This is a genomic window from Flavobacterium sp. NRK F7 (genome assembly GCF_024054195.1).
Classification (GTDB): Bacteria; Bacteroidota; Bacteroidia; order Flavobacteriales; family Flavobacteriaceae; genus Flavobacterium.
On the sequence record NZ_JAMXLB010000001.1, the window covers coordinates 2,963,610 to 2,980,093 of the forward strand.

The 16,484-nt window shown below is 32.3% G+C and carries 12 protein-coding genes; 8 read left to right on the forward strand and 4 right to left on the reverse strand.

Annotation, left to right across the window (positions count from 1 at the left end; genetic code table 11):
• Positions 1 to 137 precede the first annotated feature (137 nt).
• The 7 genes from NHF47_RS13395 (at position 138) to NHF47_RS13425 (ending at position 7,781) form a co-directional block, all read left to right on the forward strand.
• Positions 138 to 920, forward strand: coding sequence for a hypothetical protein (locus tag NHF47_RS13395; protein WP_252765406.1), 783 nt, complete (start codon positions 138 to 140; stop codon positions 918 to 920).
• A gap of 519 nt (positions 921 to 1,439) precedes the next feature.
• Entirely contained in the window at positions 1,440 to 2,123 is a 684-nt protein-coding gene (locus NHF47_RS13400) for a hypothetical protein (protein WP_252765407.1), read from the forward strand.
• Between the two features lie 404 nt (positions 2,124 to 2,527).
• Entirely contained in the window at positions 2,528 to 3,982 is a 1,455-nt protein-coding gene (locus tag NHF47_RS13405) for a sodium:solute symporter (protein ID WP_252765408.1), read from the forward strand.
• A 10-nt stretch (positions 3,983 to 3,992) separates the two neighbouring features.
• A complete protein-coding gene (locus NHF47_RS13410; RefSeq protein ID WP_252765409.1) occupies positions 3,993 to 4,430 on the forward strand; it encodes a GNAT family N-acetyltransferase in 438 nt (145 codons plus the stop codon).
• Positions 4,431 to 4,433: 3 nt separating this feature from the next.
• Positions 4,434 to 5,564, forward strand: coding sequence for an amidohydrolase (locus tag NHF47_RS13415; RefSeq protein ID WP_252765410.1), 1,131 nt, complete (start codon positions 4,434 to 4,436; stop codon positions 5,562 to 5,564).
• Positions 5,557 to 6,705, forward strand: a complete 1,149-nt coding sequence (alr, locus tag NHF47_RS13420; RefSeq protein WP_252765411.1) for an alanine racemase — start codon at positions 5,557 to 5,559, stop codon at positions 6,703 to 6,705. Before NHF47_RS13415 ends, alr begins: the two co-directional genes overlap by 8 nt.
• A 2-nt stretch (positions 6,706 to 6,707) precedes the next feature.
• A complete protein-coding gene (locus NHF47_RS13425; protein ID WP_252765412.1) occupies positions 6,708 to 7,781 on the forward strand; it encodes an alanine/ornithine racemase family PLP-dependent enzyme in 1,074 nt (357 codons plus the stop codon).
• A gap of 50 nt (positions 7,782 to 7,831) precedes the next feature.
• Here NHF47_RS13425 and NHF47_RS13430 read toward each other — a convergent pair whose 3' ends face one another.
• From NHF47_RS13430 to NHF47_RS13445, 4 genes are read right to left on the reverse strand one after another with little or no spacing between them, the layout of a single operon-like run.
• Positions 7,832 to 9,940: a protein-disulfide reductase DsbD gene (locus tag NHF47_RS13430; protein ID WP_252765413.1), complete on the reverse strand. Its 2,109-nt coding sequence runs from the start codon at positions 9,938 to 9,940 to the stop codon at positions 7,832 to 7,834.
• The gene (tilS, locus tag NHF47_RS13435) at positions 9,940 to 11,247 is read right to left on the reverse strand and encodes a tRNA lysidine(34) synthetase TilS (RefSeq protein ID WP_252765414.1); all 1,308 of its coding nucleotides are present in this window, start codon (positions 11,245 to 11,247) and stop codon (positions 9,940 to 9,942) included. Before tilS ends, NHF47_RS13430 begins: the two co-directional genes overlap by 1 nt.
• Before the next feature lie 16 nt (positions 11,248 to 11,263).
• Positions 11,264 to 12,559: an anthranilate synthase component I family protein gene (locus NHF47_RS13440; RefSeq protein WP_252765415.1), complete on the reverse strand. Its 1,296-nt coding sequence runs from the start codon at positions 12,557 to 12,559 to the stop codon at positions 11,264 to 11,266.
• Between the two features lie 46 nt (positions 12,560 to 12,605).
• Positions 12,606 to 13,991 (reverse strand): hypothetical protein, encoded by a 1,386-nt coding sequence (locus NHF47_RS13445; RefSeq protein WP_252765416.1) that lies wholly within the window; start codon positions 13,989 to 13,991, stop codon positions 12,606 to 12,608.
• Between the two features lie 304 nt (positions 13,992 to 14,295).
• Here NHF47_RS13445 and NHF47_RS13450 point away from each other — a divergent pair.
• On the forward strand, positions 14,296 to 16,484 hold a 2,189-nt coding region (locus tag NHF47_RS13450), incomplete at its 3' end, for an NADP-dependent isocitrate dehydrogenase (RefSeq protein ID WP_252765417.1).

A 16,484-nucleotide genomic window follows, 5' to 3' on the forward strand; every position in this document is an offset into this window, starting at 1 on the left:
TTTTGGCTTATAATAGATACAAATATAAAAAAGATTTTGATTTAGTATTTATATATAAAATGAACTTGTTAAATAAACCATTTCCAAGTCGTTTGTTTTGATTTTAATAACTAAATTCACAAAACAAAAAATTAAAGATGAAAATCGTTGTTTCAAATTTCTGTTTTCAATGTCTAAATGAGGATTCTTCAAATTATGAAGAACTTAGAAATGAATTAATAAAAGAAAACAAACTTCATATTGAAATTGAATTAAATAGTGAAAACGAATATTTTATTGAATGTAAAAATGGACACACTCAAGCTCTAAAACTTCAAGCAGAAAATTTCGAAATACTTTTTGATTTAGCAACTCTAGCTTTAATAGATGGTTATTCCAAAGAGGCATTTTCAACTTTATATAGCTCATATGAAAGATTTATTGAATTTACTATTAAAATAATTTGTCACAGTAAATCAATTAATAAAGAGGAATTTATAGAAGGCTGGAAATTGGTTAAGAAACAATCTGAAAGACAACTTGGTGCATTTTATATTATTCAATTAATTGAATTTGGTAAAATTGAATTTGAATTACCAAAAAAATGGATAGAAATAAGGAATCAAGTAATTCATAATGGTGAAATTCCATCTTCAAAAAAAGTAATTGAATTTGGTAATGATTTACTTAATTTTATATTTAGTATCTTGGAAAAATTGAATGAGAAATATCCAAATTCATTAACGGGAAAACAACGAAAATGGTTAGATTCAAATACAGCTAAATATTTCAATTCTCAAATATATGCATCTAGTTTAATCCCTACTATTATAGGCTTAAATAATTTAAACTTCAGTTTACAAAATAAAGAAACTTATGAAGAAATAATAGAAACTGTAAAAAATAATGGATTTTACAAATCTTTCTATTCAAAAAAATAAAATTTTGATTCAACAATAATATTAATCGCTTCGAGACCGAAAACGGCACTAACGAATACTTTTACTAACATGGCTTATATTTTTAATTGACTTATAAATGTAGAAATATATTAAAAAAAGAATTCTATTATATAAAAACTGTACACCTGCAACCTACTCCAAACGCAGTGTTTTACTACCAACTACACCTGCAACCTATTCAAAACGCAGTGTTTTACTACCAACTACACCTGCTACCAACACCAAACGCAATGTTTTAGTACCAACTACAGCTGCTACCTACACGAAACGCAGTGTTTTACTACCAACTGCACCTGCTACCTGCACTAAACGCACTGTTTTAGTAGCAACTACACCTGCTTTTTTTTTGGGGTTTTATACAAACAGTCACAGCAGCTACTTTCCTCTATCCTATTCTAAAATTTTGAGGTAATTTTAATTGGCTTTTTGGCATTGTTATTGTTACTATTCCAAATTATAACTTAGTAGTACGTTAATTTAAAATTAAATGCAGTAATTATGGAAACAAATGCAAACAATTTCAAAAATGAAAAACCTAGTAAAACTAGAAACGTTCCAGTAGCCGATATTAACTTCGGTAATGTTATTACAACAGTAAGTGAAAAATGGGCCGCTTCTAGTTGGCTAGCATTAAAATGGTTAACGGTTGCACAATTTCAGGCGGATGCAACGAGTTACAACAACACATTATCCATTAGATTATCTAAAGGTGCTACGCGACCACAAATTACACAAACTTTAGATACCTTAGAAAAAACAATGGATACGCATTTGTCCTATGTAAAGGGTTATATTACTGAAAAATATAAAAAAGAAAACAGTGCCAGCTATTATGCAACTTTTGGTATTGAACACAAAGGCAATCGCTACCTGTTACCAACAGATAAAAACAAAAGAGTGGAAGCTTTGAAATTAATGATTAGCGCACTAACAGAGCACGGGTTTGGAGACAAAGAATTTGGATTGGCTTTCTGGACTTCCTTACAGCAACAATATAGTGTTTTAGTAAAAGAAGCCACAACAACAGATGGTCAGGTTTCAATTAAAGTAGGTGATAAAAACTTCTTAAAGAAAAATCTAAATAAAGGTTTAAATGCCATTATTTATACTATAAAAGCCAATTATCCTGATACCTACAAACAAGAATTAAGAGATTGGGGCTTTCAAAAAGAGAAATATTAAGCTTTAACAAGTCATTTTAGTAAACTTAAGTCCTATTATGAAATGTAATAGGATTTTTTTTGTCGGTTGTCTGTTCTCTGTTGCGAGTTGTGAGTTTGTCAATTTCTATGCAAAGTGGACCATATTTTAATAGGTTTTCATATAAATACCTTCTTGCAATCAACCTATTTCAGGGAGTTGCACATTTTCAACTAATCACTAACAACCAACAACTTAACCCCAAATTAGGCATTCCCATTCCTTTTTTGTACCTTTGCACTTTGTGATTTTGTTTATTTCGTATAAACATCTATTAAGATTCTATATGTAGAATCTTTCTTTTTAATCGTTCGATTTGTAGTTAAAACTACATCAAGCCTTAGGAAAATCCTATACAGGCAATAAAATTTGAAATTGAGAATATAATGCACACGATAGATTATTTAATCTTTGTGGTTTACATGCTAGTGATGCTAGGTGTAGGCTTTTATTTTTACAAAAAAAACACCTCTTCAGAAGATTTTTACGTTAGCGGACGCAACATGAGTAGTTGGCACATTGGTTTATCAGTAGTGGCAACCGATGTAGGTGGCGGCTTTTCCATTGGTTTGGGAGGCTTAGGTTTTACCATGGGAATTTCTGGCTCTTGGATGTTGTTCACTGGGTTAATTGGGGCTTGGCTAAGTGCCGTTCTCTTAATACCTAAAGTCAGTAAACTGGGACATATGCATAAGTTTTTCACTTTTCCTCAAATTTTCAATCATTTTTACAGTCCAAGAGTTGCATTACTAGCTGGAATTATTTCAGCCATTGGTTACATTGGTTTTACCAGTTCTCAAGTTTTGGCTGGAGCCAAATTAGCTTCTGCAACTATTGCAGGTTTGGATTTGCAATGGGCACTTCTTATCATGGGAGCTATTGCAGTAATTTATACGGCTGTAGGTGGTTTAAAAGCGGTAATTTACACCGATACCATTCAATGGATTATTTTAATTTCAGGTTTGGTTTTTATTGGTATACCCATGGCTTATCACGCTGTAGGTGGTTATGAAGTGATCCAATCTACATTGGCACCTGAATTTTTATCGCTAACTAATGTGAGTTGGCACCAACTCCTAAATTGGGCGGTAACCATTATTCCGATTTGGTTTATTGGAATGACTTTGTACCAACGCATTTATGCTTGTAAAGATGAAAAGGAAGCAAAAAAAGCATGGTTCATTGCCGGATTATTTGAATGGCCAATTATGGCTTTTATGGGAGTTATCTTAGGAATGTTAGCCAAAGTGGCTGCCACACAAGGAATGTTTGAGGGTATTGCCAATGCAACCACCATGGATAGCGAAATGGGATTACCCATTTTATTAAGTACAATTCTTCCCGTAGGTTTAATGGGATTGATGCTTTCCTCCTATTTTTCAGCCATTTTATCTACAGCTGATAGTTGCTTGATGGCTGCTTCCGGAAATATCGTAACAGATATCATTGAAAAGTTCTCAAAAAAAGAGTTTTCTCAAAGAAAAATGCTTCAAATTTCACAAATAGTAACCTTATCCGTAGGTGTATTTGCCATTTTATTGGCTTCACAAATGCAAAACGTATTAGAGTTAATGCTCTACTCCTACGCTTTTATGGTTTCAGGATTATTTGTTCCTGTACTAGGAGCCTTATTTTGGAAAAAAAGTAATCCCACAGCAGCTTTTTGGAGTATGTTATTAGGTGGTTCAACGACTATCGGATTAATTTTATCTCAAAATAAACTTCCGTTTAATTATACATTGCCAGAACATTTAGATGCTAATATTTTTGGAATAAGTGTCTCTTTAGTCACTTTCCTTTTATTGTCTCATTATTATCCAAAAAAATCATTGTCAATATAAAAAAGAAACTATGGAATTTAAAATAATTACTCCAGAAACTGGAGAACATAAAACATTTACACATCAAACTATTGCTCAGTTTTTATTTACCCATTTAGAACAATATGGCGATAAAATTGAAGATATTTTAAAATGCATTCGCTATGCTATGAATCCTGAAAAAGGAGGAAATATAATTGTGGGGTTAGACCAAGAAAAAATTGTAGGTGTAGTGATTCTAAATAATACCGGAATGGGCGGATTTATTCCTGAAAATATTTTGGTCTACATTGCTGTCGACAACAGTCAACGTGGGAAAGGATATGGCAAACAATTGATGCAAAAAGCCATTGAAACCACTAAAGGGGATATTGCTTTGCATGTGGAACCCGATAATCCAGCCAAAATTCTATATGAAAAGTTAGGGTTTACCAATAAATATCTGGAAATGCGTTTAACTAAATCTTAAGTTTTGGAAGAACTTATTCAATTCAGAAAAGAGTTACACCGTTATCCTGAAATTTCGGGTAAAGAAACCGAAACAGCGCAACGTATACTTGCTTTTTTGTCAGAATATAAACCTGATGAAGTAATAACCCATTTGGGTGGTGAAGGTATACTAGCAGTTTACCAAGGCAAAAAAAAAGGTAAAACGGTACTGTTTCGTTGTGAATTAGACGCTTTACCGATTACCGAAATCAATACATTCGAACATCAATCGAGGTATCAAGGTGTTTCTCACAAATGTGGTCACGACGGTCATATGGCAATTGTATGTGGTTTGGCAAAAAAATTACATGAAACACCATTAGAAAAAGGAACTGTTTTATTGTTGTTCCAACCTTCTGAAGAAGAAGGAAATGGCGCTAAAAATGTACTAGACGATTCTAAATTTAAAGATATCCAACCCGATTTTGCTTTTGCTTTACACAATTTACCAGGGTATCCAAAACATCAAATCGTGATTAAAAAGGGTACGTTTACTTGTGCTGTTCACAGTATGATTATTCAATTAAATGGAAAAACAGCACATGCCGGAGAGCCTGAAAAAGGAATTAATCCTGCTTTAGCTATTGCTCAAATTATATCTCATTTCAATGCAAAAATAAATCCAGATATTCGTTCCAATGGATATTGTCTGATTACTCCTATTCATATTAGTATGGGTGAAAAAGCCTATGGTGTATCGGCTGGTTATGGAGAAGTTCATTTTACAATACGGAGTAATAGTAATTCGAATATGAATCGAATTGCAAAACATTTAGAAGAAGAAGTAATTTCAATTACCCATACTTATGGTTTAGTAGCTGAAATACACTGGACACAAAGCTTTCAAGCCAATGAAAATGATCCAAAAGCGGTTCAGTATATAAAGAAAGCTGCTACTACATTGGGTAATAACCTAATCGAAAAAGAAGTTCCTTTTACATTTGGAGAAGATTTTGGTTGGTTTACCCAAAAATTTAAAGGGGCTATGCTTGGGTTAGGTGCTGGTGAAGAAACACCCGCTTTACACAATCCTGATTATGATTTCCCGGATGCTATTTTAGAAACTGGAATTCAATTGTTTTATCAAATCACTAAAGAAGTACTGGATGCATAAAAATTCGGTTATAGAAATTAGTCAAAAAGCACATAAAAAGAATATCGATTTTTTACAGAAAATCTTCGGTAAAAAAGTAATACTTTCTTCTGTAGTTAAAGGCAATGCATATGGTCATGGTTTAGCAGAATTTGTACAAATGGCGTTTGATAACGGTATTAACCATTTCTCCGTTTTTGATGTGGAAGAGGCAAAAATAGTTTTTGATACTCTTCAAAATAAAGCAACCATTCTTATCATGGGATTTGTTGCTGATGAAGATATGGAATGGGTCATTCAAAACCAAATTGAGTTTTTTGTATTTGAACGTTATCGATTAGCTAAAGCAGTGAAAACAGCGAAGAAATTACAACAAAAAGCGATTCTTCATCTTGAAGTAGAAACAGGAATGCATCGTACAGGTTTTGAATTAAAAAATATTCCTCGTGTAGCACAATTCTTAGTAAAAGAAAAGGAGAATATCTATTTCAAAGGTTTATGTACGCATTATGCAGGTGCAGAAAGCATATCCAATTATTATCGTGTTTCTCAACAAATCCAACAATTTAACAAAGCCGAAGCCATTTTAAACTCTTTTGGCATTCGACCCGAAATAAAACACTCCGCCTGTTCAGCAGCTTCAATGATGTTCCCAGAAACTCGAATGGATTTGGTTCGAATAGGAATTTTACAATATGGTTTGTGGCCTAGTCCTGAAGTTTTTGTAACTTACCTCAATACTAAAAAAACAAAAGAAGATCCCTTACATCGGGTAATTCGTTGGAAAACAGAAATAATGAGCGTTAAACGCGTAAAAACAGGTGAATTTGTAGGTTATGGAACCAGTTTTATGGCAACCGATGCTATGAAAATTGCGACTATTCCATTAGGCTATGCACACGGATATAGCCGTTCCTTAAGCAATCAAGGTCGTGTATTAGTACATGGAAAATCCTGCCGTGTGATAGGAACTGTTAATATGAATATGCTTACCATAGATGTTTCAGAATTGGAACATGTAAAAAAAGGAGACGAAGTTGTAGTCATCGGATCACAACAAAATGCTACGGTTACAGTAGCTTCTTTTAGCGATTATAGTAACCAATTAAATTATGAATTACTCACACGAATAGCAAAAACAATTCCACGTAAAATAATATAAAAATGGCTTTTTTAAAATTATACAAACAAAAGTTACAGGAAAACTACATATTTTTAGATACTATTTTTAAAGAAAGAAATATTCAATGGGGTGTTGTTACCAAATTACTCTGCGGCAATACTATTTATTTAAAAGAAATTATAGCCCTTGGTGTTACAGAAATGCACGATTCCAGAATTAGTAATTTAAAAAAAATAAAAAAACTCAATCCATCCATTCAGACAGTATATATTAAACCCCCTTCCAAAAGAAATATTGAAAGTATTGTCAAATTTGCCGATGTAAGTTTCAATACGGAAATATATACCATCCAAATGATTTCTGAAGAAGCTAAGAAACAAAATAAGGTTCACGGAATCATTATTATGATTGAAATGGGCGACTTAAGAGAAGGTGTTTTAGGTGAAGAACTACTAAGCTTTTACGAACAAGTGTTTAGTTTACCACACATTGAAATTAGAGGTATTGGTACCAATTTAAATTGTTTAAGCGGTGTAATGCCTACTCAAGACAAATTAATCCAATTAAGCTTATACAAACAATTAATTGAAGCTAAATTTAATGTTACTATTCCTTGGGTTTCAGGTGGTACTTCGGTAGCGGTTCCCTTAATGTTGAAAAATGCACGACCTATGGCAGTAAATCATTTTAGAATTGGTGAAGCTTTATTTTTTGGTAAAGATTTGTTTACCAATGAAACCATCACAGGTTTACATAATGATGTATTTATGCTTTATGCAGAAATTATTGAAATTACGGAAAAAGCGAATAATCCAATCGGTGAACTAGGTGAAAATGTGGCTGGAAACACCTATGAAATGGATGAAAATGTCGATTTGAGTGAAACTTCTTTACGAGCTATTTTAGACTTTGGGTTACTTGATATGCAACCCCAATATTTATCTCCAATAGATGAAACAATTGCTATTATTGACTCCAGTTCAGACATGACTGTTATAGATATTACTAGCAGTACTAAAAATTATAAAGTAGGCGATGTGGTTGCTTTTAAATTACAGTACATGGGTGCTTTATACCTTTTAAATTCAGATTATATTGAAAAAATAGTAGAATAAAAAAAGTCCTAAGTTGATCTTAGGACTTTTTTTTATTTTATAAATTAAGATTATTGCTTTTTAAAATTAGCAATACCTTCTTCTAACCAAGTTTTGTATTCTTCAATATCTGGTGTATAACCAACAGGTTCATTTAAATCTTTTCCTTCATTATCCAACACAACATAATAGGGTTGAGAATTAATATTATATCGTTCAATTTGAAATTCTCTCCATTTTTTACCAATGGTTTTTACTTCATTTCCAGATATTTTAGAAATATAAATTTCTTCCGTTGGTAGTTCACGTTGATCATCACCATACAAAGAAATTAAAACAATTTCATTCTTAAGTATTTTAAATATTGCTGGGTCTGACCAAACATTTTCTTCCATTTTTCTACAATTAGCACATGCATGTCCCGTAAAATCTAATAAAACAGGTTTGTTTACTTTTTTTGCATAGGCAATCCCTTCTTCATAATCATGAAAAGCCATCAAACCTAATGGGCCTTTATGTACATTTTCTGTAGTTTTTTCTTTAGAAAAATCGGCTATTATAACTTCATTTTTAAAACCAACACCATCAGGACTTTCACTATAGGTCATTGGAGGTGTATAACCACTTAAAATTTTCAAAGGTGCCCCCCATAATCCTGGAATTAGGTAAATCGTAAAAGTACTAACTAACAAAGCCATAAACAATCTACCAACTGAAATATGATTTTGAGGAGTATCATGAGGCAAAGTTAGTTTGCCCAATAAATAAAACGCCCATGTACCAAATACAGCTATCCAAATCGCTAAGAAAACTTCTCTTTCTAACAAATGCATTTGTAAGACTAAATCTGCATTAGATAAAAATTTAAATGCAAATGCTAATTCCAAAAACCCTAATGACACTTTAATAGTATTTAACCATCCTCCAGACTTAGGCAGTGAATTCATCCAACCCGGAAACATAGCAAATAACATAAAAGGTAAAGCAATAGCAAAAGAAAAACCAAACATTCCAACTATAGGACCAATACCTCCTTGTCTAGCAGATTCTCCTAAAAGAGAACCAACTATAGGGCCCGTACAAGAGAATGAAACTACAGCTAATGCTAATGCCATGAAAAATATTCCTACTATTCCACCCCTATCTGCTTGTCTATCAATTTTGTTTAACAAAGAATTTGGCAAAACGATTTCAAAAGCACCTAGAAATGAGGCTGCAAATATTATTAATATAACAAAAAAGATTAAATTAAACCATACATTAGTCGAAAGTGCATTTAGGGAATCGATTCCAAAAATAGCAGTAATGATTAAACCTAAGCCAACATAAATGATAATAATTGAAATTCCATAAACAATCGCATTTCTTATACCTTGAGCTCTATTCTTACTCTGTTTTGTAAAAAAACTAACCGTCATTGGAATCATTGGAAAAACGCATGGAGTTAATAAGGCTGCAAAACCACCTAAAAAGGATAAAATGAAAATCGTCCATAAATCTTTTTTCTTATCCTCTTTTTCATGCTTATTAGTGGTTTTGATCAACTGAGAATGAGAAGATTGAACAGAATCTTTTTCTTCAGCAGCAATCACTTCCGAAACTATTTCTTTTAAAGAATCAACATCTTCAGCACTTACAACTACTTCTTTTACTATTGGAGCTTCAGTTGATATTTTATCTTCAATTTTAACATCAACTTGTTTCGTATTTACTTGTTTTTCCTCAATTTTTATGGTTGGTAATGTAAAGATTAAAACATCATCTTCTTGCACACATCTTCCATCAATACAGGTTTGCCCTTCTAAAGCAACTTTAATCTCTTTCAAATTGGGATTGGTTACTTTTATAAGTTGTTTGAATTGAGCGGTATTTGTAAAGAAATACTCCTCCACTTCAAAAACATCGCTGTATTCTTTTTGATAATTGCCTTGTTTGGTTTTCCCAATAAGTTCATAGTCTTTTCCTGCATTTTTAAAAGTAAAAACTAAAGGTTGTGAACCTCCATCTGGTGTATTTAAAGCATATAAATGCCATCCAAAATCTATTTGGGCATCCATAACCAGTTCAAATTCGGTATTGGATTTTTGAATCAATTTGGTTTTCCATTTTACGATATCGACAATTTGGGACTGTCCTAAAAATGAAAATAAAAATGCGAAAGCAACAAGTAATTTTTTCATTATTTTAATTCTATTTTTACTATTTCTTTTGTTTCAGAATGGGCTAAAAAACGTTGATCTGCTCGTTTACCAATTACCCAAACAATCTCATTATTTGAAGTGAGCAACCATTGTTTTTCTTTATCTAACAATGAATATTTTTCATCTTTAAAATATTTACTTAACTTCTTCTTTCCCTTCATTCCAGAAGGATAAAAATAATCACCTTCCTGCTTTTTACGTAGTACAAGTGGAAACGATAATTTATTTTGGTCTACAAAGATACTATTGTTAGTTGGTTCTAAAATGTCATCTGTCTGACAAAGGGACACATTTAAGGGAAATTTAAGATTTTTAGAATCTTTTTCAATGAAATAGACCTTTTCATGTTCCTCTTTATTTTTTGGTAAAAGCAAAAGAAAATCTCTATCCTTTAAAAGCAAATGAGTTGCAGAAAAAATCTGTTTACCCGATTGTGCTGCTACCAAATTATAAATATCTTCCCAAGCGGTAAAACCATATTCTTTTAGCCATTGGTACAAATACGCTTTATAGTGTGTATATTGTAGTAACTTTTCACAATCAATTTTTATCGTTTTATTTTCAAGTAACGCTACTTTTTCAAAAACTATTGCACTAGATTCGGTAATCAAATCTGAAGCTTGCTGTAAATTTGAAATTGTATTTTGAAAGCTAGTTAAAAAACTAGGGTTTAATTCTTTTAAAACGGGTATAATCTTGTGTCTTATTTTATTTCTAACATATTTATCGGAAGCATTACTAGCATCTTCTCTCCAAGTAATGTTATTTTCTTTAGCATACGTTTCAATTTCTGTTCTTGAAATAGATAATAATGGACGAATAACTTTCTCATTTTGGGCAGGAATACCCAATAAACCATGCAATCCAGTTCCTCTAGATAAATGTATTAAAAAAGTTTCTACTTGATCATCCAGATGATGCGCTGTTACTATATAATCATAATTTTCTTGAGTCAACAATTCATGAAACCAATCGTAACGCAATTTTCTCGCAGCTACTTGGATAGAAACTTTGTGTTTTGTAGCATAGGTTTCTGTAGCAAATGATTGCAAAAAAAAGGGAACTTGTAACGCATTAGTTTGTTCTTCCACAAAAATAGCATCGGCATCACTATCATCGCCTCTTAATTGAAAATTACAATGGGCAACACCAATTTCTAAAGACATTTTTTTTAAAACAGATAGTAAAACCATACTATCGATACCACCACTAACTGCCAAAAGCAGTTTCTTCCCTTGTGTAAAAGAAAAATGTTCTTCAAAATGTTTCTGGATTTTTTGTAGCATAGCCAAAAATAAGAAATTAATTGCTTTGCAAAACCTCAAACATGGCCTTCGCTTTTAACAAACATTCTTCATATTCATTTTCTGGAATGGATTGTGCAGTGATAGCACTACCAACAGAAAATGAGAGGTATTGCTTCTTCGCATCATATAAAATACTACGAATAACTACATTAAAATCAAAATCTCCTGTAGGTGTAAAATAACCTACTGCTCCACTGTACAACCCTCTTTTAGTTACTTCTAATTCTTCTATAATTTTCATGGCAGAAATTTTAGGTGCTCCCGTCATGCTTCCCATAGGAAAAGTGGTCTTAATAATTTCAACTGGTGAAACAGAATGTTCCACTTTAGAAATTATGGTAGAAATCATTTGATGCACTTGCTTAAAAGTATACACTTTACATAATTCTTCTACAACAACTGAACCCTTTGTAGCGGTATGAGATAAATCATTACGAACTAAATCGACAATCATAATATTCTCGCTACGCTCTTTTTCGCTATTCATTAATTCTTTCTTCAAAAAAGCATCTTGTTCTACATCAAAACTTCTTCTTGCTGTACCTTTTATAGGCTGAGAAATTACTTTTTCACCAACTTTCTTCAAATATCGTTCTGGTGAAGCCGAAAGTAAATACTGGTCCTTATTTTTAAAAAAAGTGGCAAAAGGAGGTTCGGAAATGGCATTTAATTTTTCATAAACGATTATAGGATCGATTGGTGCCTTTTCAGCATAAAATTCCATACAAAAATTAGCTTCGTAAATAGACCCTAAATGAATGTAATCTAACATTTTTTGTATTTTTTGAAGGTAACTCTCTTTAGAAACGCGCTGTTGAATAATTGGTTTAACTGCATTCGAAAGTGAAGCAAGAATATTACTAGTTGAAATTGTTTCAAAATCTTCTTCTACTTCATCATCACAAAGATTTAAATAGTGTATAGACAATTCATTACCTTTTAGAAAAAAAATTTTTTTAGGTTGAAAAAAAAACAAATCTGGAAAGTCTAAACCATCAAAATTATGAGATTGCAAATCTTCTGTATCATTCTTTAAGTCATAGGAAAGATAACCAAATAACCAATCTTTAGTATGTGATTGATATTGATACAAATCTTCAAACGCATTTTGATAATCTGTAGTAATAGAAGTAAAAGCATCAACAGCAACAATACAATCATAAGAACTATAGGCTTGTTGATACTCATTGGAATCCAAAAAAACAACTTCTCTAAATTGGTTTGTCCAATGTAGAAGTTGGCTTTTAAATTCAATAGGTTTTGAAATATGTTTTGTAATAGCTGTTCTCAATTGTAAATCATAACTTGAAGTTCCAAAATTACAATTAAAAAAGAATCTACTTGATAAATTCTACAATTAAGTTACATCCATTAGCCAATAAAACCGTATTTGAGTCAGATAAATTAGAATAAACACCTATGGCTTGATAGGCATTTAAATTGACTAATTTAACAATAGAAATTGTTTTGGTTTCACCATTTGAAACAGATGTATATGTTCTTGATCCTGCAACTTCAGAACCATAAATTCCTAAATAAAATTCTGGATTAATAACACTTCCAGAATTTTTTCTGAGAGAAATTGTATACGAAATACGATACAACCCAGTATTTTGCACTTGAATATTGGTACTATTCAATGTAACTCCAAAACTTACACCATTTACTCCCATGGTAACTGCACCTGAATTTAAAGTCGCATTAGAATTACTGTAAATTTCTCCATAATATTTTTTAGCATTTAAATCGGTCCAAGTTGCTTTTCCATTGGTATCAGACACTAAAACTTTACCATTGGCTTGGTTACCATCTACAATTTTCACGCTACCTACAATATGTAATCTTTCATCGGGAGTATTAGTACCAATACCTATTTTATTATTAGCATTACTGGAATTTCCTAACACAATAGAATTAGCTTGAGTAGCTGTAGCTTGATATCCAATAGCTGTTGCGTTTTGACCACTTGAATTCGCTTGTGTTCCAAGAGCAGTAGCTTGTTCACCAGAAGCTACTGAAGCATTTCCTAGTGCTAATGCATTATTGTTTGAGGTTGTTGCACCCACACCAATTGAAATCGAACGATATCCAGAAGCTACAGCAGTACGACCTAGGGCTACCGTTTCATTATTGCTAGCCAAAGCATTAATTCCCATTGCAAAAGATTGATACCCACTTCCATTCGCAGCATTTCCAATAGCCACAGCTTCATTCGAATTTGTAGCCGTGGCATTTGTACCAATAGCTATCGAATTATCATTATGTGAAGCAGCTCCTCTTCCTAGAGCTACACCTCCATTTGGATGAAACTTTCCAAAAGCATTATTATTTACTTTGAAAGCTAACGAATTATAATTATTAGTTCCCAAATATTCATTACCAGTAGTAAGAGTATTACCTGTTAAACTCCAAGCATCCGTTGAAACTCCAGCTGAAGCAGTTGCTTTGTCTAATCTTTTCCAAATTCCATCCCAATAATAAAATCCAGGTGTTACATCTGAAACTGTAGCGGTATTGTATATTAGTAAACTTACAGCAGGATTTAAAATAGTAGCTACATCTGTTGTAGATTGTAACGTAATTCTAGGTATAAGTAATCCAGAATTTGCACTTTTTATTTCTAAAGCAGAAGATGGAGATGGAGATGTAGTTCCAATTCCTACTTGTGCATGTACAAAAAATGAAAAACTTGATGCAATGGTTAATAGCATTCTTTTTTTCATATAAAATAAAATAGGTTAATAGCGGCACAAAAGTACAAGATTAAAATTATGATAAAGAATTAATTAACGTTATTTTATAGAATCGATTTTTCAAAATGATCTATTTATTTTCAAAATAATAAAATATTAAAAAAAAATAAAGAAAACGATTTTTATAACCCTAATAAATTATGAATATGGTAAAATATAATTTAAAAATTATCAAATCTGAAAATCAAACGTTTTCGCAAGAAAAGGTCAAAAAAAAGGTCATTATTTGTTATATTTGCCTCACTAAAAATTAATTAAAATAAAAACATAATTCATGTCAAACCAACCAAGAATCATTTATACGATTACTGACGAGGCTCCTATGCTGGCAACTCATTCTTTTTTGCCTATAGTTAAAGCCTTTTCAAAACCGGCAAATATTACTTTGGAAACAAGAGATATTTCTTTAGCTGGAAGAATATTAGCCAATTTTCCTGAGTTTTTAAAAGACAATCAAAAAATAGCAGATGCCTTAACCGAATTAGGCCAATTAGCAACAACACCGGAAGCGAATATTATTAAGCTTCCAAACATTTCTGCCTCTGTACCACAATTAAAAGAAGCTATTGCGGAATTGCAATCACAAGGTTTTACTATTCCGAATTATCCAGAAGAACCTCAAAATGAAGAAGAAAAAACAATAAAGGCAAAATATGCTAAAGTATTAGGTTCTGCTGTAAACCCAGTACTTCGCGAAGGAAATTCAGATCGTAGAGCTCCAAAAGCCGTTAAAAATTATGCAAAAGCGCATCCACACAGTATGGGTGCTTGGTCTAAAGATTCAAAATCACATGTTTCTCACATGAACTCAGGTGATTTTTACGGTACCGAAAAATCAATAACGGTTGCTGAAGCTGGAAGTTTTACTATTGAATTTACAAATACTGCAGGTAATACTACCGTATTAAAATCGAGTTCACCATTAAAAGCGGAAGAAATTATCGATACTTCTGTAATGAACATGAAACAATTAAAATCATTTATTGCAGAACAAGTAGCTGATGCAAAAGCAAAAGGAGTCTTATTTTCTGTTCATTTAAAAGCGACAATGATGAAGGTATCTGATCCCTTATTATTTGGCGCTTTTGTAGAAGTATATTTCAAAGATGTTTTCGCAAAATATGCAAGCCTTTTTGAAGCATTAGGAATAGACACTCGAAACGGATTAGGAGATGTTTATGCAAAAATTCAAGGACATCCCCAACAAGCAGAAGTGGAAGCGGCATTAAAAACAGCTATGGAAAATGGTCCTGCTTTAGCAATGGTAAATTCGGATAAAGGAATAACTAATTTACATGTTCCTTCTGATGTAATTATCGACGCCTCTATGCCTGCTATGATTCGTAATTCGGGTCAAATGTGGAATGCAGAAGGAAAATCACAAGATACTAAAGCAATTATTCCAGATCGTTGTTATGCTGGAATTTATCAAGCTACTATTGATTTTTGTAAAAAGAATGGTGCTTTAGACCCAAAAACAATGGGAAGTGTTCCAAATGTGGGTTTAATGGCCCAAAAAGCAGAAGAGTATGGCTCACATGACAAGACATTCCAAATGACAGAAAATGGAATTGTGACGGTTAAAGATGCCAATGGAACTGTTTTAATGGAGCAAAAAGTAGAAAAAGATGACATTTTCAGAATGTGTCAAGTAAAAGATGCCCCTATTCAAGATTGGGTAAAATTAGCGGTTAATCGTGCTAGAGCTACTGGTGTTCCTGCTGTTTTTTGGTTGGATGACCAAAGAGCACATGATCGTGAATTGATTAAAAAAGTAAAATCTTATTTAAATAATTACGACACTTCTGGATTAGATATTCGCATCATGAATCCTGTTGAAGCCACTCAATTTTCATTAGAAAGAATTGTAAAAGGTTTAGATACTATCTCTGTAACTGGTAATGTTTTAAGAGATTACTTAACCGATTTATTTCCTATTTTAGAAGTAGGTACTTCAGCAAAAATGTTATCTATTGTTCCGTTAATGAACGGTGGTGGTTTATTTGAAACAGGTGCTGGTGGTTCAGCTCCAAAGCATGTGGAACAATTTATTGAAGAAGGTTATTTACGTTGGGATTCTCTTGGAGAGTTCTTAGCATTAGGAGTTTCTTACGAACATTTAGGAAATGTTTTCAATAATCCAAAGGCTTTAGTTTTATCAGAAACATTAGATGAAGCTACTGAAAAATTCTTAGAGACGGACAAATCACCGGCTAGAAAAATTGGAAGTATCGACAATAGAGGTTCTCATTTTTATTTAGCTTTATATTGGGCAAATGCTTTGGCAAACCAAAATAAAGATGCAGAATTAAAAGCTATTTTCACTCCTATTGCTACAGAATTAAATACAAATGAAGCTAAAATTAATGAGGAATTAATTGCTGCTCAAGGTAAACCACAAGCAATTGGTGGTTATTATCATCCCAATTTTGAAGCTACCGATAAAGCAATGCGTCCAAGTGC

What these genes read in the sequence shown, in the direction of transcription:
- NHF47_RS13405 (WP_252765408.1), top strand. Translation starts at nt 2,528, where the DNA reads ATGCACACGATAGATTATTTAATCTTTGTGGTTTACATGCTAGTGATG.
- NHF47_RS13400 (WP_252765407.1), top strand. Translation starts at nt 1,440, where the DNA reads ATGGAAACAAATGCAAACAATTTCAAAAATGAAAAACCTAGTAAAACT.
- NHF47_RS13445 (WP_252765416.1), bottom strand. Translation starts at nt 13,991, where the DNA reads ATGAAAAAAAGAATGCTATTAACCATTGCATCAAGTTTTTCATTTTTT.
- NHF47_RS13395 (WP_252765406.1), top strand. Translation starts at nt 138, where the DNA reads ATGAAAATCGTTGTTTCAAATTTCTGTTTTCAATGTCTAAATGAGGAT.
- NHF47_RS13425 (WP_252765412.1), top strand. Translation starts at nt 6,708, where the DNA reads ATGGCTTTTTTAAAATTATACAAACAAAAGTTACAGGAAAACTACATA.
- tilS (WP_252765414.1), bottom strand. Translation starts at nt 11,247, where the DNA reads ATGCTACAAAAAATCCAGAAACATTTTGAAGAACATTTTTCTTTTACA.
- NHF47_RS13410 (WP_252765409.1), top strand. Translation starts at nt 3,993, where the DNA reads ATGGAATTTAAAATAATTACTCCAGAAACTGGAGAACATAAAACATTT.
- NHF47_RS13430 (WP_252765413.1), bottom strand. Translation starts at nt 9,940, where the DNA reads ATGAAAAAATTACTTGTTGCTTTCGCATTTTTATTTTCATTTTTAGGA.
- alr (WP_252765411.1), top strand. Translation starts at nt 5,557, where the DNA reads ATGCATAAAAATTCGGTTATAGAAATTAGTCAAAAAGCACATAAAAAG.